This window comes from Embleya sp. NPDC050154, assembly GCF_044460165.1.
Taxonomy (GTDB): domain Bacteria; phylum Actinomycetota; class Actinomycetes; order Streptomycetales; family Streptomycetaceae; genus Embleya.
The window spans coordinates 59,634-83,097 of sequence record NZ_JBITJP010000021.1 but is presented as its reverse complement, the minus strand read 5'-3'; the positions used below and the strand labels follow the sequence as shown (position 1 = coordinate 83,097).

The 23,464-nt window shown below is 68.4% G+C and carries 19 protein-coding genes; 9 read left to right on the top strand and 10 right to left on the bottom strand.

The window, feature by feature from the left end:
* Nucleotides 1-153: 153 nt before the first annotated feature.
* The 7 genes from ACIBSV_RS35375 to typA all read right to left on the bottom strand — a co-directional run bounded on the left by ACIBSV_RS35375 (nt 154) and on the right by typA (nt 10,947).
* Nucleotides 154-1,797, bottom strand: a complete 1,644-nt coding sequence (locus ACIBSV_RS35375; RefSeq protein WP_395870465.1) for an ABC transporter substrate-binding protein — start codon at nt 1,795-1,797, stop codon at nt 154-156.
* Between the two features lie 493 nt (nt 1,798-2,290).
* On the bottom strand, nt 2,291-3,424 hold the full coding sequence (locus ACIBSV_RS35370) for an ABC transporter ATP-binding protein (protein WP_395870463.1): 1,134 nt from the start codon (nt 3,422-3,424) through the stop codon (nt 2,291-2,293).
* 43 nt (nt 3,425-3,467) lie between these two features.
* Nucleotides 3,468-4,685: an ABC transporter ATP-binding protein gene (locus ACIBSV_RS35365; RefSeq protein WP_395870461.1), complete on the bottom strand. Its 1,218-nt coding sequence runs from the start codon at nt 4,683-4,685 to the stop codon at nt 3,468-3,470.
* 13 nt (nt 4,686-4,698) lie between these two features.
* Nucleotides 4,699-5,685, bottom strand: coding sequence for an ABC transporter permease (locus ACIBSV_RS35360; RefSeq protein ID WP_395870459.1), 987 nt, complete (start codon nt 5,683-5,685; stop codon nt 4,699-4,701).
* A gap of 130 nt (nt 5,686-5,815) precedes the next feature.
* The gene (locus ACIBSV_RS35355) at nt 5,816-7,579 is read right to left on the bottom strand and encodes an ABC transporter substrate-binding protein (RefSeq protein WP_395870457.1); all 1,764 of its coding nucleotides are present in this window, start codon (nt 7,577-7,579) and stop codon (nt 5,816-5,818) included.
* A 134-nt stretch (nt 7,580-7,713) separates the two neighbouring features.
* Entirely contained in the window at nt 7,714-8,757 is a 1,044-nt protein-coding gene (locus ACIBSV_RS35350; protein WP_395870455.1) for an ABC transporter permease, read from the bottom strand.
* A gap of 324 nt (nt 8,758-9,081) precedes the next feature.
* Nucleotides 9,082-10,947, bottom strand: coding sequence for a translational GTPase TypA (gene typA, locus ACIBSV_RS35345; protein WP_395870453.1), 1,866 nt, complete (start codon nt 10,945-10,947; stop codon nt 9,082-9,084).
* 201 nt (nt 10,948-11,148) lie between these two features.
* On the opposite strand from typA, the gene ACIBSV_RS35340 reads away from it, so the two are divergent.
* The 7 genes from ACIBSV_RS35340 to ACIBSV_RS35310 all read left to right on the top strand — a co-directional run bounded on the left by ACIBSV_RS35340 (nt 11,149) and on the right by ACIBSV_RS35310 (nt 16,879).
* Complete coding sequence (locus ACIBSV_RS35340) at nt 11,149-11,958, top strand: hypothetical protein (protein WP_395870451.1); 810 nt, start codon at nt 11,149-11,151, stop codon at nt 11,956-11,958.
* Nucleotides 11,959-12,250: 292 nt separating this feature from the next.
* Nucleotides 12,251-12,574 carry a hypothetical protein gene (locus ACIBSV_RS35335; RefSeq protein ID WP_395870449.1) on the top strand — a complete coding sequence of 108 codons (324 nt, stop codon included), beginning with the start codon at nt 12,251-12,253 and terminating at the stop codon, nt 12,572-12,574.
* 4 nt (nt 12,575-12,578) lie between these two features.
* A complete protein-coding gene (locus ACIBSV_RS35330) occupies nt 12,579-13,400 on the top strand; it encodes a hypothetical protein (protein WP_395870448.1) in 822 nt (273 codons plus the stop codon).
* 160 nt (nt 13,401-13,560) lie between these two features.
* The gene (locus ACIBSV_RS35325) at nt 13,561-15,489 is read left to right on the top strand and encodes a fumarate reductase/succinate dehydrogenase flavoprotein subunit (RefSeq protein ID WP_395870446.1); all 1,929 of its coding nucleotides are present in this window, start codon (nt 13,561-13,563) and stop codon (nt 15,487-15,489) included.
* The gene (locus ACIBSV_RS35320; RefSeq protein WP_395870444.1) at nt 15,489-16,247 is read left to right on the top strand and encodes a succinate dehydrogenase/fumarate reductase iron-sulfur subunit; all 759 of its coding nucleotides are present in this window, start codon (nt 15,489-15,491) and stop codon (nt 16,245-16,247) included. The genes ACIBSV_RS35325 and ACIBSV_RS35320 overlap by 1 nt, the downstream gene beginning before the upstream one ends.
* A gap of 109 nt (nt 16,248-16,356) precedes the next feature.
* Nucleotides 16,357-16,623 (top strand): type II toxin-antitoxin system Phd/YefM family antitoxin, encoded by a 267-nt coding sequence (locus ACIBSV_RS35315; RefSeq protein WP_395870442.1) that lies wholly within the window; start codon nt 16,357-16,359, stop codon nt 16,621-16,623.
* Nucleotides 16,616-16,879 (top strand): type II toxin-antitoxin system RelE/ParE family toxin, encoded by a 264-nt coding sequence (locus tag ACIBSV_RS35310; protein WP_395870440.1) that lies wholly within the window; start codon nt 16,616-16,618, stop codon nt 16,877-16,879. Before ACIBSV_RS35315 ends, ACIBSV_RS35310 begins: the two co-directional genes overlap by 8 nt.
* 80 nt (nt 16,880-16,959) lie before the next feature.
* On the opposite strand, the gene ACIBSV_RS35305 is transcribed toward ACIBSV_RS35310, so the two are convergent.
* Both ACIBSV_RS35305 and ACIBSV_RS35300 read right to left on the bottom strand, forming a co-directional pair.
* Nucleotides 16,960-19,413 (bottom strand): SpoIIE family protein phosphatase, encoded by a 2,454-nt coding sequence (locus ACIBSV_RS35305; RefSeq protein WP_395870437.1) that lies wholly within the window; start codon nt 19,411-19,413, stop codon nt 16,960-16,962.
* 24 nt (nt 19,414-19,437) lie between these two features.
* Nucleotides 19,438-19,962 (bottom strand): (deoxy)nucleoside triphosphate pyrophosphohydrolase, encoded by a 525-nt coding sequence (locus tag ACIBSV_RS35300; protein ID WP_395870435.1) that lies wholly within the window; start codon nt 19,960-19,962, stop codon nt 19,438-19,440.
* Between the two features lie 133 nt (nt 19,963-20,095).
* Between ACIBSV_RS35300 and ACIBSV_RS35295 the strand changes: the two genes are divergently transcribed.
* Nucleotides 20,096-21,133: an alpha/beta hydrolase family esterase gene (locus tag ACIBSV_RS35295; protein WP_395870433.1), complete on the top strand. Its 1,038-nt coding sequence runs from the start codon at nt 20,096-20,098 to the stop codon at nt 21,131-21,133.
* A 54-nt stretch (nt 21,134-21,187) separates the two neighbouring features.
* Here ACIBSV_RS35295 and ACIBSV_RS35290 read toward each other — a convergent pair whose 3' ends face one another.
* Entirely contained in the window at nt 21,188-22,207 is a 1,020-nt protein-coding gene (locus ACIBSV_RS35290) for an acyltransferase (RefSeq protein ID WP_395870431.1), read from the bottom strand.
* Nucleotides 22,208-22,427: 220 nt separating this feature from the next.
* Between ACIBSV_RS35290 and ACIBSV_RS35285 the strand changes: the two genes are divergently transcribed.
* Nucleotides 22,428-23,381, top strand: coding sequence for a 4-hydroxy-3-methylbut-2-enyl diphosphate reductase (locus ACIBSV_RS35285; RefSeq protein WP_395870429.1), 954 nt, complete (start codon nt 22,428-22,430; stop codon nt 23,379-23,381).
* The last annotated feature ends 83 nt before the right edge of the window (nt 23,382-23,464 follow it).

The following is a 23,464-nucleotide window of genomic DNA, read 5'->3' as shown; positions in this document are numbered from 1 at the left end:
GCCTCCTGCTGTCGTCGTCGGCCCGAAGCGAGGGATCGGACCAGCAACCGGCGCCGCGGATCGCACGTCGCCGGTCCGGCCGCCACCGGCAAGGTCCGGCCGCACCCGGGGGTGCGGCCGGACCGATGTCAGCGCCGGTTCATGTCCGGATCACTACTTGACGGTGACCTCGGTGAAGACCGGGTTGCCGTACGGGTCGAACTGGACGTTGGAGACCTTGGTCGAGGAGCCGGCCTTGGTCACGTAGTACCACAGCGGGATGGACGGAACGTCCTTCGCCATCTGCTGCTCGGCCTGCTGCCAGAGCTTGACACCCTCGGTCTGGTCCGGGGCGGCCATCGCGCGCTTGGCCAGGTCGTCGAACACCGGGCTGGAGTAGCCCGAGTCGTTGGAGCCGGCACCGGTCAGGTAGACGTCCGCGAGGAAGTTGTCCGGGAACGGGTAGTCCGCACGCCAGCCGGTGCGGTACGCGCCGGTCATCTTCTTGTCGGTGATGTCCTTGCGCGCCACGCTGAACTCGGGGTACAGCTTCGGCTCGCAGGCGCCCGGCTGCTTCAGCGACTCGTTGATGCTGTTGCAGACCGCGGTGACCCATTCCTTGTGCGGGCCGTCCGCGTTGGTGGCGATGGTGAGCTTGCCACCGGGGATGCCGCCGCCGGCCGTGACCAGCTCACGGGCCTTGGCCGGGTCGTACTTGGTCAGCTCGCCGGTGATGTCCTTGCTGTAACCCGGGATGTTCGGGGCCAGCCAGTCGGTCGCCGGCTGCTCGGCGCCCTTGTAGATCGCCTTGACGATGCTCGCCCGGTCGATCGCCATGGACAGGCCCTGACGGACCTTCTCCTTGCCCGGGGCGCCCCAGCCGGCGTCGTACAGCGGGAAGCCGATCTTCTGGATCGAGAACTGCGGGGCCTCGATCGCGCGCTCGCCCAGGTCCTTCTTGAAGCTGCCGACCGCCGCCGTCGGGATCTGGTCGATCACGTCGAGCTTGTTGTCGCGCAGCGCCGTGTAGGCGGCGTCGTACGTGGTGTACATCTCCAGACGCACACCGTTCGACTTCGCCTTGTCATCACCGGCGTACTTGTCGTACTTCTTCACGGTGATCGACTTCTTGTGGTTCCAGCCGCCGTTGGCGGTGTCGAGCTGGAACGGACCGTTGCCGATCGGCGCCTCGCCGTACTTCTTCGGGTCCTTGAAGAACTCCTGCGGCAGCGGCGAGTAGACCACATAGCCGAGGCTCGCCTTGAAGGACGAGACGGCCTGGGTGAGCTTGATGGTGAACGTGTTGTCGTCCACCACCTTCAGGCCCGACATCTCCTTGGTCGTCGGCGCGCCGTTCTCCGGGTGCACCGCGTCGTAGCCCTCGATCTTGGCGAACCAGCTCGAGTTGATCTGCTTGTTCTCGGAGTTGGCACCCCAGTTCCAAGCGTCGACGAAGGACTTCGCCGTGACCGGCTCGCCGTTGTGGAAGGTCCACCCGGGCTTGAGCTTCACGGTGTAGTTCGTCGAGTCCGGGCTGTCCACCGACTGCGCCATGGCCGGCACGGGCTGGCCGGTCTTCGAGTCGTAGGTGTACAGACCGCGGAACATGAGCTGCAGCGGGTAGAACCCACCGGTCTCGTTCGAGTTCGCCGGCTGAATCAGGTTCTGCGGCTCGGTGCTGCTGGCGGAGTAGTAGCCGGCGGGGAGCCCGCTGCCGCCCTTGCTGCCCTTGTCGTCATCGCTGCTGCCACACGCAGTCGCGGCCAGGCCGAGAACGGCCATACCCACGACCCACTTCACGCGCGTTGTTCCGCGCATGGGTTGCCTCCTCATGGAATCACTACCGAAGTGAAGTGCAACGGGGCTCCCAAGCGGGAAGCTTCCGTCACAGCTGCTCGTAGAGTCGGCGCCCCCGAGCGCGTGACCAGGTTCCGAGCACAAGCGGATCTACTATCCGTCACCGATTGGCTGCGACCAATCCCCTACAGGTTTCAGTTTGATCACGTAAATCTGTGATCAATCTCGAAACCCAGACATATGAGACCAGTAATGAAGCCGTATCAAACGGACACCATGTACCGCTGCCCGGAGCATACAGTCCGATGAACGAACACCCATAGCACGGCCCCTACCTCGTCTCACAAAGCGAGAAACGCTACCGAGCGTGACGATACTCGCCCGGCCGAGACGGCCTCCGCCGGCGCATCGGATCCGGTTCAACGCGCGTAGCTGACCTGCAGGAAAGCACGAAAAACGGGATGCCACCAAATCGGTGGCATCCCGTTCCGGAGTGCGATAGAGGGGCGGGTCGTTACTCCGGGTCGGAGACGATGCCCGCTTCCAAGGCCGCCTCGATCCGCTCCTCGGGCATCTCCTCCTCCGCCTTCGCGGTGGCCTCCAACGGTCCGGGGAAGTGGCACGCGACGCGGTGGCCCTGGAGCAGGCTCTCGATCCCGATCAGTGGCGGTTCCTCGCTCGCGCACACGTCCTGCGCCTTGGGGCAGCGGGTCCGGAACCGGCAACCCGACGGCGGGTTGATCGGCGAGGGCATGTCGCCGAAGGCGTGTACCCGTGTCCGGTTCGAGCCCTTGTCCGGGTCCGCCTCGGGCACCGCGGCCAGCAGGGTGTGCGTGTACGGGTGGTGCGGGTTCGCGTACAGCGAGGTGCGGTCGGCGATCTCCACGATCTTGCCGAGGTACATCACCGCCACCCGCTGGGAGAAGTGCCGCACCACCGCGAGGTCGTGCGCGATGAACACGAACGCGATGCCCAGGTCCCGTTGCAGGCCCTGGAGCAGGTTGATCACCTGCGCCTGGATCGACACGTCGAGCGCGGAGACCGGCTCGTCGGCCACGATCAGCCGCGGTTGCAGCGCGAGCGCGCGGGCGATGCCGATGCGCTGACGCTGCCCGCCGGAGAACTCGTGCGGGAAGCGGTTGTAGTGCTCGGGGTTCAGGCCCACCCGCTCCAGCAGCTCCTGGACCCGTTTCTTTCGGCCACCTTCGGGATCGATCCCGTTGACCTCCATCGGCGACGCGATGATCGCGCCCACCGTCTGTCGCGGGTTCAGCGACGAGTACGGGTCCTGGAAGATCATCTGGATCTCGGTGCGGATCGGCGCGATCTGCCGCCGGGTGGCGTGCGTGATGTCCTTGCCGTCGTAGCGGATCGTGCCGCCGGTGGGTTCGAGCAGCCGGCTGATCAGCCGACCGGTCGTGGACTTGCCGCAGCCGGACTCGCCGACCAGGCCCACGCTCTCCCCCGCCGCGACCGACAGGTCGATCCCGTCGACCGCGCGCACGTGCAGTGTCTTGCGGCGGACCAGACCGCCCCCCTTGACGGGGAAGTACTTGACCAGGCCCCGCACGTCGAGCAGCGCCTCGCCGGGCGACGCGGGCGCGGGGTCCGGGGTCGGCGCCGGGGACTCGCTGATCGTCTCGGTCATCGTCGTTTCCTGCTTTCTACCGTCGTCGGCCGGGCTTGGGCGGTCAGCCGAGCAGCGGGCGGACGTCGTCGATGAAGATCCGTTGCTTGTCCTCGGCGCTCAGGTGGCACGCGGCGCCGCGACCGTCCACCAGGGCGAGCGGCGGGCGCTCGGTCGAGCACCGGTCGCCGCCGACCACGTCGACGTAGTCGCAGCGCGGGTGGAAGGGGCATCCCGAGGGCGGGGACAACAGGCTCGGCGGAGTGCCGCGGACCGGCCGCAGCGGGATGTCGACGTCGCCCGAGAGGTTGGGCATCGACGACAACAGGCCCCACGTGTACGGGTGGCGGGGGTTCTTGAGCACCTCGCGCACGGTGCCCTTCTCGACGCTGCGGCCCGCGTACATCACGAGCACGTCGTGCGCCATCGACGCGATCACGCCCAGGTCGTGCGTGATGAACAGGATCGCGGTGCCGAACTCGTCCTGCAGGTCCCGCAGCAGATCGAGGATCTGCGCCTGGACCGTCACGTCGAGCGCGGTCGTCGGCTCGTCGGCGATCAACAGGTCGGGGTCGCAGACCAGGGACATCGCGATCATCGCGCGCTGGCGCATGCCGCCGGAGAAGTGGTGCGGGTAGTCGTTCACCCGGGTCTTGGGGTTGGGGATGCCGACCCGGTCCAGCATCTCGATGGCCCGCGCGTGCGCGTCGTGCCGATTGGCACCGGTGTGCCGGCGGTAGGACTCGGCGATCTGCTCGCCGACCGTGTAGAACGGCGACAGCGCGGTCAGCGGGTCCTGGAAGATCATCGAGATCCGGCGCCCGCGCAGGTCGCGCAGTTTGCGCTCGGGCATCCGGACCAACTCGTGGCCGTCGAACCGGATCTCGCCGTGGATCTTCGTCCGTTCCCGGTTGTGCAGTCCCAGGATGGTCAGCGAGGAGACCGACTTGCCCGATCCGGACTCGCCGACGATGCCGAGCGTGCGGCCCTTCTCGACGTCGAAGGACAACCCGTCGACGGCCTTGACCACACCGTCCTCGGTGCTGAAGTGCACCTGCAGGTCCCGGACCGACAGGAACGCGTCGGGCCGGTCGCCAGAGGAACTCGAATCGCGCTGCTTGACCAGGCTCGGGGTGCCGTCGGTGGTATCGGTGCCGGCGGCCATGTCCTGCTCCCGGGCCTGTTCGTCGGAGACCGTGACATCCGTGGATGCCGCGGGCGTGGTGGGCTTTGACGCTTCGGATTCGGCGGGGCTGGTGGCCGCGCCGCGGCGGAGTCTCATCGCGGGCCGCCCGTCATGACAGCCGTACCCGGGGGTCGATGGCCGCGTAGGCCATGTCCACCGCGAGGTTGGCGAGCATCGTGAAGGTGGCCGCGACCATCACCACGCCCATCATCATCGGCAGGTCCGAGTCGACCACCGAGGTCACCGCGAGCATGCCGATGCCGTGCAGGCTGAAGGTGGACTCGGTGATGATCGTGCCGCTCATCAGGACGCCGATGTCCACGCCCAGGACGGTGACGATCGGGCTGAGCGCGCCGCGGAAGGCGTGTTTGAAGTAGACGCTGCGTCCGGACAGGCCCTTGGCCTTGAGTGTTCGGACGTAGTCCTCGGACAACACGTCGACCATGGTGGATCTGGTGAGGCGGCAGTACATCGCCATATGGATCGTCATCAGACAGATCCACGGCAGCAGCAGAGCGGATGCCCATCCTCCGGGATCACCGAAGAACGATGGGGGGTCCGTCGGTCGGTCGAGCCATCCGAGTTGCTGCACGAAGACGTAGATGAACAGCGGGCCCAGAACGTAGATCGGGGCGGAGCCACTGAGCAGTGCGACGCCGGTGGTCACCTTGTCCGTGGTCTTGCCGCGCTTGAGCGCGGCCAGCACGCCCATCCCGATGCCGATCGTGGTGCACAGCAGGATCGCGCCGATCGCGAGCGACAGGGTCACCGGGAAACGGTCGGACAACTTGTCGAAGACGTTCTCGTTGTTGGCGAACGAGTAGCCCAGACAAGGCGCGTCGCAGGCCTTGTCGCCGATGGTCCGGCCCGTGAAGATCCCCGAGATGAAGATCCAGAACTGTTCGATGAGGGGTTTGTCCAGGCCGAGGTTCTGCCGGACCACTTCGCGCATCTCCGGGGTGCAGTTGCGACCGCACGAAAGTCGTACGACGTCGTCGGCGCCGGAGGCCGCGAAGAAGAGATAGAAGGTGATGCCGCTGACGACGAGCAGGATCGCCACTACGCCGATCAGCCGACGGACCAGGAATCGAAGCATGAGGCCGGGCTTCCTCCGCGATGTGCCCAGGGGGTGGATCCGTCCCGCCGCGTCGGTCCGGGACCCCCGTCTCGGGGTCCCGGACCGAACGCTTCACCGTCGGATCAACCGGAAGAGGGGCTGACGGCTACTACTTGACGAAGACGTTGTGCAGGTCGATCGCACCGTGGATGTTCAGCCCGGCACCACCGATCTGCGGGCCGTAGACGAGACGGTGCCGCTGGTACAGGTACGGGATCGTCGGCACGTCTTCCATGATCTTCTGGTCCAGCTTCATCCACTCGACCGCCTGCTGGTTCACGTCCGTGATCTTGAGGATCCGGTCGATCTCCGTGTTCACGCTCGGGTTGTTGTACTGCGAGTAGTTCTCGCCGTCGTCGACGACCTTGCGACCGTCGAAGACCGGGGTGTAGACGGTGGCGCCGGTCGGCCAGTCCGCGCCCCAGCCGGCCCAGTACAGGTCGCAGGGGGTGTCCAGCTTGCCGATGACGTCGTAGTACTCCTTGTCGGAGATCTCCTTGCGCTCCATCTGGAAGCCCGCCTTGTTCAGCGAGTCGATGATGGGCAGCGCGCGCTCCTGCTGGGTCTTGGACGTGGTGAAGCAGAAGACGACCTTCTGGCCGACCTTGCCCGCCGCTTCCAGCATCTGCTTGGCCTTGGCCTGGTCACCGTCCGGCGGCAGACCGTCGAACAGGCTCTTGTACGGCGCGAAGCCGAGTTGGGTCACCGAGGCGAGCGAGTTCGCGAAGTCGCCCGCGGTCGGGCCGCCTTCGGCCAGTCGGGCCGAGTTGCGCGGGAACGCGGTCAACATCGCCTTGCGCACGTTGACGTCGGTGATCCGCTTGTTGTTGATGTCCCAGCGGTTCGTGTACGGGCCCACGGCGTCGGTGACCCGGTTCTTGAGCGCCGGGTCGGTCGCGATCTGCTGCGCGAAGTTGGCGTCGGGGCGCTCGTTGAGGGTGAACGCGGCGGCGTCACTGCCGGCCGCGGCGGTCAGCCGCTGGAACTGCTGCGGAGCCGCGACCCCGAGTTCGAACTTGAACTGGTCCACGTACTGGTGCCGGATCGCGTCGGTCGCCGGGTCCCAGTTCGTGTTCTTGTCCAGGATCAGGGCCTTGTCCGGCTCGTGCGTGGTGATCTTGTACGGACCGCTCGCGAACGGCTTGCGGTCGTTGTCGTCCTTGGTCTCCTTCGCCTTCGGCATCGGCGAGGAGGTACCCATGGCGACCGCGAACGGGAAGTCGGGGTGCGCCTCGGTCAGCTTGAAGATGATCGTCTTCGCGTCCGGCACCTCGATCTTGTCCGGACCCAACTCCTTGCCGTTGAACGGGCCTTCGTACACCTCGAAGTAGTTCTCGGTGCCCGTGAGCCACTGCTGCACCCACTTGGGGCCCTGGTTGTAGGCCTTGTGGAAGGAGCGTTCCACCCCGTACTTGACGTCCGCCGCGACGATCGGCGTGCCGTCCTCGTACTTGAGGTTGTCCTTCAGGGTGAACTTCCAGGTCTTGCCACCGTCGGTGGTGGTGCCCGGGTCCGTGGCCAGGTCGCCGACGAGCGTGGTCTTGTCGCCCTCCTTCTTGTAGAAGGTCAGGCGCCGCGAGACCAGTTCGGAGATGGTCATCAGGTTGCTGACGTACGCGCGCTGGGGGTCCAGGTGCGCGAAGCCGCTGCGGTTGAGGACGCCGGCCACGCCGCCCTTCTTGGCACCGGGGATCTCGGGGGCGGGCCCCTTCGAATCGGCGGCCGTGCCCACCGAGACGGCCGCGGTCTTGGCCTGCGGCTTGCCCTGCTCTTCCTTCTCGTCCCCGCCGCCGCTGCTGCACGCGGACGCCGAGACCGCGAGGGCCCCCACTGCGAGCAACGCGGCGAACCGGTGCTTCCCGGTCGTTGTCATGTAATCCCCTCATCAAGAAATCCGGGTTGACCCGGCTGGTGCCTTACGGCATGCAAGGAAGTGCCAGAAGCAGACGCGAAGGCCGTGACGGAACGCGGTTTATGCGCGTCGACCAGGGACGTGACCACGCCCCCTCATCGGTTGGCCTTGGGGTCCAGCGCGTCGCGGACCGAGTCGCCGAAGAGGTTGAAGGCGAGTACGAAGATCACCATCGCGGCGGCCGGGAAGGCCATGTACGTGACGTCGCTCTGCATGTTCTCGAAGCCCTTGTGGATCATCCGGCCCCAGTCGGGGGTCGGCTCCGTCATGCCGACGCCGAGGAAGGAGAGCGCCGCCTCGGTGGTGACGTAGGTCGGCACCTCGATCGTCGCGACGATCAGGATCGGGGTCCACAGGTTGGGCAGCAGCTCGCGGAAGATGATCCGCCTGGAGCTCGCGCCGCTGATCTTGGCGGCCTCAATGAACTCGCGCTCGCGCATCGACAGCACCTGCCCGCGCAGGATGCGGGCGATCCGGCACCAGCCGAAGAGCGACAACACGATGATCAGCGCCGTGGCCCGCAGCCAGGTCGGCGTGGTCTCGCGGTCGCTCACGAACAGCGCGAGGGCGATCGGCGTGAAGGCGATGAAGAACAGCTGCGACGGCATCGCCAGGAGGGTGTCGATGACCCGACTGATGACGTAGTCGGTCCGACCACCGAGGTAGCCGGCCGTGATCCCCAGGATGGTGCCCATGATCGTGACGATCAGCACCACGATGACCGCGAGCAGCAGGGACGTCCGGATGCCGTAGACGAGTTGGGTCAGCACGTCCCGGCCCAGCGTCGGCTCGATGCCGAACCAGTACTCCCCGGACATGCCACCGTTGGGCGCGATCGGGAACCCGCGGGAGTTGAGCAACCCGGGCTCGGTCTGGCCGTAACGCGTGTAAGGGTTCTTGCCGTACAGCTTCGAGATCAAGGGCGCGGCAAAAGCGATCACGAAAAAGAAAACCACTATGGCCGTCGAGACCATACCGATACGATCCTTGCGAAAGCGCCGCCATGCCAGTTGGCTCGGCGAACGCCCGACGATCTCTTTCGGTACGGCGCCGACGCCCGTTTTGTCGAGCATCGCGCCGGGTTCCCCTGAAGCCGGGGGTCCGCCCGCTTCCGGGACCAGCTGGGGTTGCATGGTCATTGCCGCAAATACCCCCGAGGTGAGGTCGGGTTCGACCGAGTGCCGTTTGGTTTGGTGGCCGCACGGACTCTCGCAACCCAATTACCCGGACGTCAAGAGGCAGTCAGAGTAAACCTTGAAACGAAAAGTAATTAACATTTACGTTTCTTTGAAAGTTCGAAGTTGATCGATTATTGATCGAATATTTCGCGCACATAGCCAACATAACGAATATAACCGGGCAAAGATATCGACTTGGTCTCAGCATGCGAAAAGCCGGTGACCTGCGGATTCGACCGCAGGTCACCGGCTCGTTTCGGGTCGCCGACGGCGACCGTCAAATGATCAGCGCTTGGCACGCGAGGCCGAGCGGCCACGCTCCTTCTGATCGAGAACGACCTTGCGGATGCGCACGGTCTCCGGGGTCACCTCGATGCACTCGTCCTCGCGGCAGAACTCGAGCGCCTGCTCCAGCGACAGCTTGCGCGGCGGGATCAGCTTCTCGGTCTCGTCGGAGGTCGACGAGCGCATGTTCGTGAGCTTCTTCTCCTTGGTGATGTTGACGTCCATGTCGTCGGCGCGCGAGTTCTCGCCGACGATCATGCCCTCGTACACCTCGGTGGTCGGCTCGACGAACATCTGGCCGCGCTCCTGCAGGTTCATCATCGCGAACGGCGTCGCGACACCCGCGCGGTCGGCGACCAGGGAGCCGTTGTTGCGGGTCCGGATCTCGCCGAACCACGGCTCGTAGCCCTCGTGCACGCTGTGCGCGATGCCGGTGCCCCGGGTGTCCGTGAGGAACTCGGTGCGGAAGCCGATCAGGCCACGCGCGGGCACCACGAACTCCATCCGGATCCAGCCGGTGCCGTGGTTGGTCATGGTCTCCATGCGGCCCTTGCGGGACGCCAGGAGCTGGGTGATCGCGCCGAGGTACTCCTCCGGCGAGTCGATGGTCAGCCGCTCCACCGGCTCGTGGATCTTGCCGTTGACCTCGCGGGTGACCACCTGCGGCTTGCCGACGGTGAGCTCGAAGCCCTCCCGGCGCATGGTCTCCACCAGGATCGCCAGGGCAAGCTCGCCGCGGCCCTGGACCTCCCACGTGTCGGGACGCTCGGTGGGCAGTACGCGCAGCGACACGTTGCCGACCAGCTCGCGCTCCAGGCGGTCCTTGACCAGGCGCGCGGTGACCTTGTGGCCCTTGCCGCCCTTGCCGACCAGCGGCGAGGTGTTGGTACCGATGGTCATCGAGATCGCGGGCTCGTCCACCGTGATCAGCGGCAGCGGACGCGGGTCCTCGGGGTCGGCGATGGTGTCGCCGATCATGATCTCCGGGATACCGGCGATCGCGATGATGTCGCCGGGACCGGCCTCCTCGGCGGGCTTGCGCTCGAGCTGGTCGGTCATCAGCAGCTCGGTGATCTTGACCCGCTCGATGGTGCCGTCGTGCCGGCACCACGCGGCCTGCTGACCCTTGCGGATCGTGCCCTGGTGCACGCGGCACAGCGCGATCCGGCCGAGGAAGTTGGATGCGTCCAGGTTGGTCACGTGCGCCTGGAGCGGCGCGCCCTCGTCGTACTCGGGGGCCGGGATGGAGTCCAGGATGGCCTGGAAGAACGGCTCCAGGCTGTCGCTGTCGGTGGGCACGGTGCCGTCGGTGGGACGCACCAGGGTGGCCACACCGTCCCGCGCGCACGCGTAGACGATGGGGAACTCGATCTGCTCCTCGGTCGCGTCCAGGTCCATGAACAGCTCGTAGGTCTCGTCGACGACCTCGGAGATGCGCGAGTCGGGACGGTCGACCTTGTTGATGCACAGGATGACCGGCATCTTCGCCGCGAGCGCCTTGCGGAGCACGAAGCGGGTCTGCGGAAGCGGGCCTTCCGAAGCGTCGACGAGCAGCACGACACCGTCCACCATCGACAGTCCGCGCTCCACCTCTCCGCCGAAGTCGGCGTGGCCGGGCGTGTCGATGATGTTGATGGTGACCGTGGGGCCACCGTCCTTGGGGTGATAGGCGACGGCGGTGTTCTTCGCGAGAATGGTGATGCCCTTCTCGCGCTCCAAGTCGTTGGAGTCCATCACCCGATCGTCCATCTGGTGGTGGGCACTGAACGTGCCCGCCTGCTTCAGCATGGCGTCGACGAGGGTGGTCTTGCCGTGGTCGACGTGGGCGACGATGGCGACGTTGCGGATGTCATGGCGCGTGGGCACGGCTGCGTGTCTCTCGGCTTCAGTCGGGGATGCTACGGACGGGCCGGCGACCGCGAGCCTCCTCAGCCGCGCGATAAGCGTCGCGCGAACCGGCCTGCCTCCTCGGCGCCAAGGTCAATCGTACGGGGAGGAGCGTCCCGCGCTCGGTCCCGGCGCCCGCCGACCGCCGTTCGAAGGCCCCACAGGGCAGAATCCGTAGGTGTGAGCGAGTCTGGCGAGTCCTTCAACGAGCGCATCCGCAAGCGGTGGTCCCGACGGGCCGCCGACCGGCAGGACGGGACCTTTGGGCCCGTTCCATCCGATATGGGGGCCGGTGAGACACCCCCATCGTCCGATCAGGGCACCCCGGCGGGGCGGGCCCGGCTGCTGTACGAACGGGCCACCGAGGCGTATCGCGACGGGGATGTCGCAATGGTCGAACAATTGGCCGATCTGATTCCCGAGGGGCCCGAAAGTGAGCCCTATCGCACTTTCGCACGGGTCCAGGCGCTCGAGGCGCACGCCGACGACGCCGCCGCGGCGGCGGTCGCCCGGGCCTACCTGGACCGGATCGGACCGAGCCACCCGGCCTGGGACACCGCCCGCGCGCTGTTCGGCGAGGTGATGGTGCAGGCGCTGATCATGGGCACGGTGCCGCTCGCGGACAACCTGGCCGCCGCCGAGGAGGCACTGCGCAAACCCGGTGATTCCTACCTGCATCCCTCCGGTGCGACCATCCGGCTCGAATCCGAGGACGACGAACCGCTGCTGATGGTGTTGCACGGAAACGCGCCCAAGGCGGTACGCGCCGCCAAACGCCTGGTGGCCACCGAAAAGCGTTCGTCGCGCGCCGGGCACGCCGACGCGTTGTGCACTTTCGCGCTGTGCGTGTGCGCCGAGGGCGACATCGTCGCCGCGCGCGAGGCGCTCGCCGAAGCGGAGCGCATTCTTCCCGGCCGGCCGCGAATCGGCGCGACCCGTACCCGGGTGGAATCCAGCCCGGCGGCCACGATGCGCATCGAGGACCGTTAAGCCTCGCGAAGATCGTTAAACCTCGACTTTCCCGCCCGTCGCGGAGATCCTCGAACCCCGTTCGTCCTGATCACCGGAATTCGATCTTGTTCCTCGAAGATCGAATTCCGGTGATCTTTTCGTCGTTGATCATGTTTTCCCGATCTGTGACCCATCAGATCCTCGAAACACTTTCCATCGATTGATCGTTCGCGCCAGACTGCCGACGATCCCACCTCGGGAATCAATGGCAAGTCCGCAACACCATCCCCATCCCCCGGCCCCCGACGACGTGGCGCCGGAAAAGCAGGAGGTGAGCGCGATCTTGACGAATCGGGCGCAAGAGGACCTGGCTCTGGCCAGGCGCAGGCTCGACGATCTGGCACGCGCGGTGCGCGCTCTGCGCCGCACGCTCGGCGACACGTACGGCGTCCGCAGGCTCGGCGACGACGTGGACCGGGCGCGGAGCAGTCTCGGCTTCCTGGCCGAGACGGTCGCCGAGAGCGAACCGGCGGTCGTTCCCGTCCCGACGCCGACCGAAGTGATGTCCGACCTGCCTTACGACCCGGTCCTCTTCGCGGACGCGGACGACGAAGGCGTGGGTGGCATGCGACCGCCCCGCCGCACAGGAAGGTGACGTCTTGGCTACAGGGACGACGGGACCCGCCGGCGGTACCGGCACCAACGCGCCCGGCCGGGCACAGATCCAAGCCCGGCATCTGCGCACGGACCGCTGGTGGCTCTCGCCCGCGGTGACGGTGTCCATCCTGTCCGCGTTCATCGTCTATTCGACCTGGCGCGCGTTCGCGAACGACGACTACTTCGCCGAGCCGTACGTGTCGCCGTTCTACTCGCCGTGTCTGGCGTCCAAGTGCGACAGCATGCCGATGAGCGCGAACGCGCCACTGTTCGGCGACTGGTGGGGCCTGTCCCCCGCGCTGCTGATCCTGATCTTCCCGCTCGGCTTCCGACTGACCTGCTACTACTACCGCAAGGCCTACTACCGGGGCTTCTGGGCGTCGCCGTCGGCGTGCGCGGTCCCCGAGCCGCGCGGCTCGTACTCGGGTGAGACCCGGTTCCCGCTGATCGTGCAGAACATCCACCGCTACTTCTTCTGGTTCGCCACGATCGTGGCGGTGATCCTGTCCTGGGACGTGCTGATCGCGTTCCGCGACGAGCACGGCGCCTGGGGGCACATGGGGCTCGGCACGCTGGTGCTGCTCGCCAACGTGTTGCTGATCTGGGCGTACACGCTGTCCTGCCACTCGTGCCGGCACATCGTCGGCGGCAAGCTCAAGCACTTCTCCAAGCACCCGGTGCGCTACCGCTTGTGGGGTTTCGTCAGCAGGCTCAACGGCCGGCACATGGAACTCGCCTGGGCCTCGCTGTTCAGCGTCGCACTGGCCGATCTGTACGTGTACCTGGTCGCGAGCGGCGCCTTCGACGACCCCCGCTTCTTCTGAGCGCGTCTGCTCCGAGCGCGCTCGCGCAAGCTTCGCCGGTTCGAGCGCGCCTGTTCCGAGTTCGCCCGCCTGGAGCGGCGACTCACCCCCCGTGTAAACGCTCCCAAGCCCGAGCATCACCGGAAACACCCCGGCCCAGCCCAGTACAGGAGTGGCACTCGTGTCCGAAGTGGAACGTCATTCGTACGACGTGGTCGTGATCGGCGCGGGCGGCGCCGGGTTGCGGGCCGCGATCGAGGCCCGGATGCGCGGCCTGCGCACCGCCGTCGTCTGCAAGTCGCTGTTCGGCAAGGCCCATACCGTGATGGCCGAGGGCGGGATCGCCGCCTCGATGGGCAACGTCAACTCGCAGGACAGTTGGAAGGTGCACTTCCGCGACACGATGCGCGGCGGCAAGTTCCTCAACCACTGGCGGATGGCCGAACTGCACGCGAAGGAAGCCCCGGACCGGGTCTGGGAGTTGGAGTCCTGGGGCGCGTTGTTCGACCGCACCGCGGACGGTCGGATCAGTCAGCGCAACTTCGGCGGCCACGAGTATCCGCGGCTGGCACACGTCGGCGACCGCACCGGTCTGGAGCTGATCCGTACCCTCCAGCAGCAGATCGTCGCCCTGCAACAGCAGGACGAGCGCGAGTTCGGCGATCCCGAGGCACGACTGAAGGTCTTTCAGGAGTGCACGATCACCCGCCTGTTGACCGTCCCGGACGCGGGTTCCGAGGCCGGCACCCGGATCACCGGCGCGTTCGGCTACTGGCGCGAGTCGGGCCGCTTCACGGTGTTCGACGCGCCGGCCGTCGTGCTGGCCACCGGCGGGATCGGCAAGGGCTTCAAGGTGACCTCGAACTCGTGGGAGTACACGGGGGACGGGCAGGCCCTCGCGTTGCTCGCGGGCGCGCCGCTGATCAACATGGAGTTCGTCCAGTTCCACCCGACCGGCATGGTCTGGCCGCCGTCGGTGAAGGGAATCCTGGTCACCGAGTCGGTGCGCGGGGACGGCGGAGTGCTGCTCAACTCCGAGGGCAGGCGCTTCATGTTCGATTACATCCCGGACGTGTTCAAGGAGAAGTACGCCAAGTCCGAGGCCGAGGGCGACCGTTGGTACAACGACCAGGAGAACAACAAGCGCCCGCCCGAGTTGCTGCCCCGGGACGAGGTCGCCCGTGCGATCAACTCCGAGGTCAAGGCGGGCCGGGGGTCGCCGCACGGCGGGGTGTTCCTGACCGTGGTCGGCCGGATGGCCGGCGGGACCGAGGAGATCCGCCGCAAACTCCCGTCGATGTACCACCAGTTCAAGGAACTGGCCGACGTCGACATCACGGCCGAGGCGATGGAGGTCGGGCCCACCTGCCACTACGTGATGGGCGGGATCGCGGTGGATCCGGACACCGCCGCGACGCCGGGCGTGCTGGGCCTGTACGCGGCCGGTGAGGTCGCCGGCGGCATGCACGGCAGCAATCGGCTCGGCGGGAACTCGCTGTCCGACCTGCTGGTGTTCGGCCGTCGGGCGGGCGAGCACGCGGCGCGCTATGCCGAGGAGATCGGCGAGGCGCGGCGCGAAGCCGCCCAGGAGCAGATCGACGCGGCCGCCGCCGAGGCGCTCGCGCCGTTCGCGGTGGAAAGCGCGGAGAACCCGTACACGGTCCACCAGGAACTCCAGCAGACCATGAACGACCTGGTCGGCATCATCCGCAAAGAGAGCGAGATGACCGAGGCGCTGGGCCGCCTGGAGGAGCTCAAGGCGCGCGCGGCCAAGGCGGGCGTGGAGGGCCACCGGCAGTACAACCCGGGCTGGCACCTGGCCCTGGACCTGCGGAACATGCTGCTGGTCTGCGAGTGCGTGGCGCGCTCGGCGCTGGAACGCCAGGAGAGCCGGGGCGGGCACACCCGCGACGACTTCCCCGGGATGTCCGCGCAGTGGCGTCGGGTGGTGCTCGCGTGCTCGATCGTCGACCCGGACGCGGAGCACCTGTCCGTGGCCCTGACCCGGAGCGAGGCCGTACCGATGCGTGCCGACCTGCTCGAACTCTTCGAGCGCGACGAGCTGAAGAAGTACCTGACCGACGCGGAACTTCCCGGGGAGGACGGCTGATGTCCTACAAGGCGGACTTTCGGATCTGGCGCGGCGACGAGGCCGGCGGCGAGTTGTGCGACTTCAAGGTCGAGGTGAACGAGGGCGAGGTGGTCCTCGACATCATCCATCGCCTGCAGGCCACCCAGGCGCCGGACCTCGCGGTGCGGTGGAACTGCAAGGCGGGCAAGTGTGGTTCGTGCAGCGCCGAGATCAACGGCCGGCCCCGGCTGTTGTGCATGACGCGGATGAGCACGTTCACGCCGGAGGAGGTGGTCACGGTCACCCCGATGCGCACGTTCCCGGTGATCCGCGACCTGGTCACCGACGTGTCGTTCAACTACGCCAAGGCCCGGCAGGTGCCCTCGTTCACGCCGCCGCCCGGCCTGGAGCCGGGCGAGTACCGCATGCAGCAGGTCGACGTCGAACGCTCGCAGGAGTTCCGCAAGTGCATCGAGTGCTTCCTGTGCCAGAACACCTGCCACGTCATCCGTGACTTCGAGGACAACAAGGCGGCCTTCTCCGGCCCGCGCTTCCTGATGCGGATCGCCGAGCTGGACATGCACCCCCTGGACGTCGCGGACCGGCAGAAGGCCGCCCAGGAGGAGCACGGCCTGGGCCTGTGCAACATCACCAAGTGTTGTACGGACGTGTGTCCGGAGAACATCCACATCACCGACAACGCGCTGATTCCGATGAAGGAGCGGGTCGCGGACCGCAAGTACGACCCGCTGGTGTGGCTGGGCAACAAGATCCGGCGACGGGGGTCCGGGGACTGAGGGGCGGGACGACGCTCGGCTCGGGAGTCGCGGGCTCGTGGGCGGGCCGGGCGTCGTCACGGGGAATGCGCGCTTGTGTACACATGAGACATTCTGTACACATCGATTCATGAGCCGGATGCCCATAGAGTCCATCCGCGACGTGCGCGCGCACCTGGCCGAGGTCGTGGAGCGGGCGGATCGCGACGACATGCCCACGGTCATCACGCGTCGCGGCAAAGAGGTGGCCGCGGTGGTGTCCATCGAGGTGCTGCGGAAGTACCAGGAGTGGGAAGAGCGCGAGATCAACCGGGTCATCGACGAGCGCATGGCCAATCCGGCGGCCGGGATCCCGATCGAGGACGTGATGGGGGAGACCCTGGCGCGCAGTGAGTGAATACCGCACCGTCTTTCGACCCGAAGCGCAGGCCGAACTTCGCAAGATCCCTCGCGACATGGCGCTGCGCATCCTGGTCAAGCTGACCCAGTTGGAGAGCAACCCACTCGGCTTCAACACCACGGCACTCGTATCGCGGCCGGAGCGCCGCCGCCTACGCGTCGGCGACTACCGCGTCGTCTACACGATCGACAACGGCAAGCTGGTGGTGTGGGTGATCCACGTCGGGCACCGCTCGACGGTCCACGACACCTGAATCGCCGGCTCGAGGAGCGCACGCCCGATCGGCGAGAACCCCCCGCGGTCCGGGTCGCCGTCGTGGCTGTGGCCCCTCGGCTACTCCGGCAAAGGCAGTTCGAACCAGACCGTCTTGCCGTGGCCGGACTTTCGGCTGCCCCAGCGTTCGGCGAGTTGGTTGACGAGTTGCAGGCCGCGGCCGCCCTCGTCGGTGTCCTCGGCCTCACGCATGCGCGGAAGGGTGGTGCCGGCGTCCGCGACCTCGCACAGCAGGGCCCGGCCGCGCAGCAGGCGCAGTCGGATCGGGCCCGCGCCGTAGCGCAGCGCGTTCGTGACGAGTTCGCTGACCAGCAGTTCGGTGATGTCGACCAGCGCGTCCAGGCCCCACTCGGTGAGGGTCTTGCGGCTGAGTTCGCGGGCGCGGGAGACCACCGCGGGTTCGGCCGGCAGCCACCAGGAGGCGACCGAGTCCTCGGCGAGCGCGTCCAGGCGGGCCACGAGCAGGGCGACGTCGTCGAATCCCGGCTCCTCGTGCACGTCCGCGACCACCTTGTCCGCGGTCTGCTCGAGGGTGCCCAGGGGGCCCGCCACGGCAGTGCAGAGCAGGTCGATGCCGACGTCGAGCGAGCGATCACGGGTCTCCACCAGGCCGTCGGTGTACAACACCAGGGTGCTGCCCGACTCGACCGCGAAATCGCCCTGTTCGAAGCCGAGGCCGCCCACGCCCAGCACCGTCCCGGGTGGGTTGTCGACCACGCGCGGCCGGCCGCCCGGCGGTACCAGGACCGGCGGCATGTGCCCCGCGCTGGCGAACTCGCAGGTGCGCGCCACCGGGTCGTAGACCACGTAGACACACGTCGCGTAGTGCAGCTCGCCCAGGCCCACCACGATGTCGTCCAGGTGCCCGAGCACCTCGGCCGGCGGCAACTCCAGGCCCGCGAGCGTGCGTACCGCGGTGCGCAGTTGGCCCATCACCGCCGCCGCGTGCACGCCGTGGCCCATCACGTCGCCGACCACGAGCCCGATCCGGCCGCCGGACAGCGGGATCACGTCGTACCAGTCGCCGCCGACCTCGGTCACCGAACTGCCCGGCAGGTAGCGGTGCGCGACCGCGATGCCCGGCAGCGTGGGCAGGTTCTGTGGCAACAGGCTGCGCTGGAGCATCACCGCGGTCTCGCGCTGGTGGTGGTACAGCCGCGCGTTGTCCACCGAAACGGCCGCGCGCGAGCCCAGTTCGGTGGCGAGCGTGAGGTCGTCCGGGTCGAACGCGGGTCGGCCCTCGCCGCGTCCGAGCAGCATCGTGCCGAGCACCACGCCCCGGGCGCTGAGCGGCACCACGATCATCGTGTGCAGGCCCAGCGCGCGGGCGGCCTCGGCCCGGCCGGGATCGTGGATCAGCTCGTCGTACATGTCGTCCTGCACGTTGCGCATCAGGTACGAGCCGCCCGTGCGCAGACATCGGCCGAACGTCGAGTCGGCCGCGTAGACCAGGGTGCTGCCCTGACGGAGCAGTTCGTCGGTGTATCGCCCCGGGCGCGCGCCGCGCGAGGCCACGCGTTGCAGGCGGGCCTTCTCGGCGTGCGCGCCGGGCGGGATCTCCTCGCCCTGCACGATCGCGTCGAGCAGGTCCACCGCGGCCAGGTCGGCGAAGCCGGGCACCACCGACGCGGTCAGCTCCTCGGCGATCCGGGGGATGTCCAGGGTGGCGCCGAGTCGGGTGCCCGCCTCGTTCAGCAGCGCGAGCCGCTTGCGCGCGGCGTCCACCTTGACCATCGCGTAGTGCCGCTCGGTCACGTCGATCAGCGAACAGCTGATGCCCAGGATCCGGCCGCCGGGCGCCTCCAGCCGGTTGTACGACATCGACCACACGGTGCGCGGGCTGCCGTCGGTGGGGATCGGGCCGAAGATCCGCGAGTCGACCACGGGCTCGCCGGTCTCCAGCACCCGCTGCTGGATCGTGCGCACCCGCTCGGTGTCCATCCCGGGACGGACCTCCTCGAGCCGGCGCCCGATGTGTTCCTCCACGGGCAGCCGGTTGATCGCGGCGAGCGCGTCGTTGACCGCGACGTAGCGCAGGTCGGCGTCGAAGATGCCCACGCCGATCGGCGACTGGTCGAACAGCGCCTCGCGGATCGCCAGGTCGGCCTCGACCTTGCGCACCACCGTCGAGTCCATCGAGGTGATCAGGACGAACCGGTTCCCGGCCAGGTCCTCGGCGAAGGCCGCGCGCGACTCCACCGTGCACAGCGTGCCGTCGCCCCTGCGCATCGTGTACGAGCCGGCGAAGACGTCCGCGCCCGCGACGGCCTGCCCTGTGGCGGCCTCCTGCGCGGCGGTGAACGGCGGATGCACCAGGTCGACCGCGCGGGCTCCGAGGATGTCCTCGCGTCGATAGCCGAACAACTGCTCGGCGGCGGCGCTCCACATCACGATCCGACCCTCGGCGTCGAGCACCCACGTAGCCGACGGGACGAGATCGAACAGGGAACCGGGCGCCGTGGATCGCCGGGTCGCGTCCCCCGGATTCCGATCGGCTTCTCGGCGCTGCTCCATGGACGGCGGATCCCTTTGTCGCTGCTACTCCGGACCGTTTTCCCGGTTGATCACGTTCTCAAGCCCGGCCGCCGGGTGCGGCCGAGTCGACCCGACAGGTGTTCTCGGCGGCATTTCGGGGCCTGTGGACCGCTTCTCCGACTCGGCCGCGACCGGTTTCGCGAGCACCTTCGCGACCAGTTCCGCGGCCGGGCGATCGGGGGCCAGCCAGTCGAGCCCGGACACCTCGCCGGAGCCGAGCCAGCGCAGCGCCGAGTGGTCCTGGAGCGCCCGGGGCTCGCCCGCGACCAGGTCGGCGAGCCACACGTGCAGCACATACCCACGCGCGAGCGGCCAGGCGCCGGGTAGCCGGCGTACCGGTCGCACCGTCGCGCCGAGCTCCTCGTGGCACTCCCGGACCAGGGCCGCGGCCTCGCTCTCGCCCGGCTCGACCTTGCCGCCGGGGAACTCCCAACCACCCGCCAACTCCGCCGGCGCGCTGCGGCACGCGGCGAGTACGCGCCCTCGGTGGAGGATCGCGGCGCCGACGACGATGCGGGTCCCGGTCATGGCGGACAACTCTACGTGCCGAGCGGTCGCCGTATGAGGCAACCTTGGACGGTTCGCGAACGTCTGTCTTCGGGGACATGCTCGCGAAACGGACCGGATCCGGACCCGGATCACCGAACGAGGTGGGGTGGCTGTGGCGGGATTCCGGTGTACCGGCCTGCGGGTGTGCCGGGTGCTCGCGGTGTTCGCCGCGGTCGCGGCGGTGCTCGCGGTGTTCGCGCTGGCCCGGTTGACGGCCCGCCAGGACGGCCCGGCCGCGGCGACCGGATCCGCCGCCGCGGACACCGGGTGCGACGGGCGGGACCGGCAGGGGTGGGTGGCCGTGCCGGTGTCCTTCTCCGGCGAGACCTACCGGGTCCAGGCGTACGTCCCGCGCAGCTACGACGGCGCCCGGCCGCGGCCGCTGGTGCTGAACCTGCACGGCAGCAACAGCACCGGCGTGGCGCAGATGGCCATCACCGGTCTGGGCGCGTCCGCCGAGCGCTACGGCTTCGTCGTGGCGATCCCGGAGGGCGGCCTGAGCTACCCCGGGACGACCGGCGGGCGGGCCTGGAACATCCCCGGTGTGCCGCTGTACGGCGGCCACCCGGCCGCGGTCGGCGGCCGGGACGAGGTCGGCTTCGTCGGCGCCACGCTGGACGCGCTCGACCGCTCGTTGTGCCTGGACGACCGGCGCGTGTACGCGACCGGATTCTCCGGCGGGGCGCGGATGACCTCGCTGTTGGCCTGCACGCTGAGTCGGCGGATAGCGGCCGTGGCGCCGGTCGCGGGCCTGCGCGCGGACGGCACCGACGGCGCGCGGCCGGCGCCGTGCCGACCGATCCGACCGGTCCCGGTGCTGACCTTCCACGGCCTGGCCGACCAGGCCAACCCCTACGACGGTGGGCGGGCGTCGCGCTGGACCTATTCGGTGACCGAGGCGGCGCGGCGTTGGGCGGCCGTCGACGACTGCCCGAGCACGGCGGTACGCACCCGCGTGTCCCGGCACGTCGAGCGCACGGCGTACACCGGCTGCGCGGGCGGCGCGGCGGTGGTCCTGTACACGCAGTCCGACGCGGGGCACACCTGGCCGGGCGCGGCGGGCACCGAGGTGCGCGGCTTCGGCCGGATCAACCAGGAGATCTCGGCCAATGAACTGATGTGGGCGTTCTTCTCCGAGTACACGCTGTGAGGGCGCGAGGAATGCCCGGGGATCGCGCGCGGCGGCACCCGGCCGGACCGCCGCTCAGGGCTTGGGCCGCAGCCGATCGAAGCCGCGCATGATCGCGCGATGCGCGGGACGTTCCACCAGCACCGTGAGCAGCCAGCCGAGCAGCACCGCCAGCACACCCAACGCGAGCAGTTGCCCCACCGCGCCGACGCCGTGGTCCTGGAGTCGGCGCATCACCACGTAGCCGATCGACTGGTGCACCAGGTACATCGCGTAGGTGATCCCGGCCGTCCACTGCAGCGCGCGACCCGCCCACGCGGGCACGCATCGGTCCCAGTCCGGCCCCAGCGCCGCGACGCAGATCGCGGCGATGCCCAGCACGAGTCCGACCGTCCAGGACGCGTGCCGGGTCTGGCACAGGTGCACGAACGAGCACGCGCCGAGCAGGAACACCGCGTGCGGGCCGCGGACGCGATGCCGTGACCACAGGTGCACCCCGATACCGGCGACGAACAGGTGCACGCGGTAGAGCCCGAACCCGTCGTAGAGCGTGCGGAACGCCTCCGATTGCAGGTGCAGCCGGACCGGCAGCAGGAACAGTTCGAGGCACAACACCAGCCACAACGTGCGCACCGTCGCGTCCCCGTGCACCCGGCGCGAGCGCCACAGCGCGAAGATCGCGGTGAACCACAACAGTTGCAGCGGAATCGTCCAGTAGGCCGCGTCCACATAGGTGTACGACTGCGGTTTCCAGTTCCAGAGCATGGCCAGATTGGCGAGCACGTCGCGCAGGCTCGGCGCGTACCATCCCGGCGGCGCGCACAGCCGCAGGAACAGCGACGTGCCGAGCACGCCGACGAAGAACGCCGGCAACATCCGCGCCATCCGGCCGACCCACCAGCGCACCACGTCGCCCTTGCGCAGCGAGACCGCCGCGAAGTAGCCGGACACGACCAGAAGCAGGCTCGCGCCCAACTGGTACGGAAAGACGAACGGACGCGCGGCCAATTCGGGATGCCACTGCCGGGCCAGATGGGTGCCGTGGAACAGCAGCACCAGCCCCACGAACGTCACCCGCAGCAGATCCCAGCTCACCCGGCGCCGCTTCGCGGACTCCGATCGACGCGACGTGTCGTTTCCGGGCCGTTCCGCTGAGCTGAAGGGCATCCGACGTCTTCCCGTGGACGGCGTGGGTGGACCTGGTCCTGTCCGGGGCGCGGCGCACCGACGGCCGGCCTCGACAAAGGACCCTATTACGCGCGCTTTGCCGCGCGGGCCCCGGTGGAGCACGCGTGGCCGCCCGTACGATGGACACATGTCGTCAACCAGCCGCGTCCTGCTCGCCGCCCCCCGGGGGTACTGCGCGGGCGTCGACCGAGCCGTCGAGACCGTCGAGAAGGCCCTCGATCTGTACGGTGCGCCGGTGTACGTGCGCAAGCAGATCGTGCACAACAAATACGTCGTCGAGACGCTGGAGAAGCGCGGGGCGATCTTCGTGGACGAGACGGCGGAGGTGCCCGAGGGCGCCACCGTCGTCTTCTCCGCCCACGGTGTGGCTCCCGTGGTGCACGAGGAGGCGGCGGCCCGTTCGCTGCGCACGATCGACGCCACGTGCCCGCTCGTGACCAAGGTGCACAAGGAGGCCGTGCGCTTCGCCGAGGAGGGCTACGACATCCTCCTGATCGGCCACGAGGGCCACGAGGAGGTGATCGGCACCGCCGGTGAGGCGCCCGATCACATCCACCTGGTGGACGGCCCCGAGGGCGTCGCGAACGTCGAGGTGCGCGACCCGTCGAAGGTGGCCTGGCTGTCCCAGACCACGCTGTCCGTGGACGAGACCATCGCCACGGTCAAGGAGTTGCGCAAGCGGCTCCCGCTGCTGATCGACCCGCCGAGTGACGACATCTGCTACGCGACGCAGAACCGCCAGGTCGCGGTCAAGCAGATCGCCGCCGAGTCGGACCTGGTGATCGTGGTCGGCTCGACCAACTCGTCCAACTCGGTGCGGCTGGTCGAGGTCGCGCTGGAGGCGGGCGCCCGGGCGTCGTACCTGGTCGACTACGCGGAAGAGCTGAAGGACGAGTGGCTGGAGGGGGTCGGCACGGTCGGCGTCACCTCCGGCGCGTCGGTGCCCGAGGTGCTCGTGGACGGCGTGCTGGCGTGGCTGGCCGAGCGCGGCTTCGGCGACGTGCACATTCACCGATCGGTGGAGGAGCGTCTGCAGTTCGCGCTGCCGCAGGAGCTGCGCCGGGACCTGCGCAACGCCTGAGGCCGCGCGTGCCGGTGGCGGGCGCGGGGTGCGTGATGTGGGCGACTTGTCGGTGACGGGCCGGTCCGAGGCATCGGACGGGC

Excerpts from the sequence above, each read along its gene's own strand:
- ACIBSV_RS35355 (WP_395870457.1), bottom strand. The coding sequence starts at position 7,579 with ATGACAACGACCGGGAAGCACCGGTTCGCCGCGTTGCTCGCAGTGGGG.
- ACIBSV_RS35370 (WP_395870463.1), bottom strand. The coding sequence starts at position 3,424 with ATGACCGAGACGATCAGCGAGTCCCCGGCGCCGACCCCGGACCCCGCG.
- ACIBSV_RS35375 (WP_395870465.1), bottom strand. The coding sequence starts at position 1,797 with ATGCGCGGAACAACGCGCGTGAAGTGGGTCGTGGGTATGGCCGTTCTC.
- ACIBSV_RS35350 (WP_395870455.1), bottom strand. The coding sequence starts at position 8,757 with ATGACCATGCAACCCCAGCTGGTCCCGGAAGCGGGCGGACCCCCGGCT.
- ACIBSV_RS35285 (WP_395870429.1), top strand. The coding sequence starts at position 22,428 with ATGTCGTCAACCAGCCGCGTCCTGCTCGCCGCCCCCCGGGGGTACTGC.
- ACIBSV_RS35300 (WP_395870435.1), bottom strand. The coding sequence starts at position 19,962 with ATGACCGGGACCCGCATCGTCGTCGGCGCCGCGATCCTCCACCGAGGG.
- ACIBSV_RS35360 (WP_395870459.1), bottom strand. The coding sequence starts at position 5,685 with ATGCTTCGATTCCTGGTCCGTCGGCTGATCGGCGTAGTGGCGATCCTG.
- ACIBSV_RS35315 (WP_395870442.1), top strand. The coding sequence starts at position 16,357 with ATGAGCCGGATGCCCATAGAGTCCATCCGCGACGTGCGCGCGCACCTG.
- ACIBSV_RS35305 (WP_395870437.1), bottom strand. The coding sequence starts at position 19,413 with ATGGAGCAGCGCCGAGAAGCCGATCGGAATCCGGGGGACGCGACCCGG.
- ACIBSV_RS35365 (WP_395870461.1), bottom strand. The coding sequence starts at position 4,685 with ATGAGACTCCGCCGCGGCGCGGCCACCAGCCCCGCCGAATCCGAAGCG.
- ACIBSV_RS35320 (WP_395870444.1), top strand. The coding sequence starts at position 15,489 with ATGTCCTACAAGGCGGACTTTCGGATCTGGCGCGGCGACGAGGCCGGC.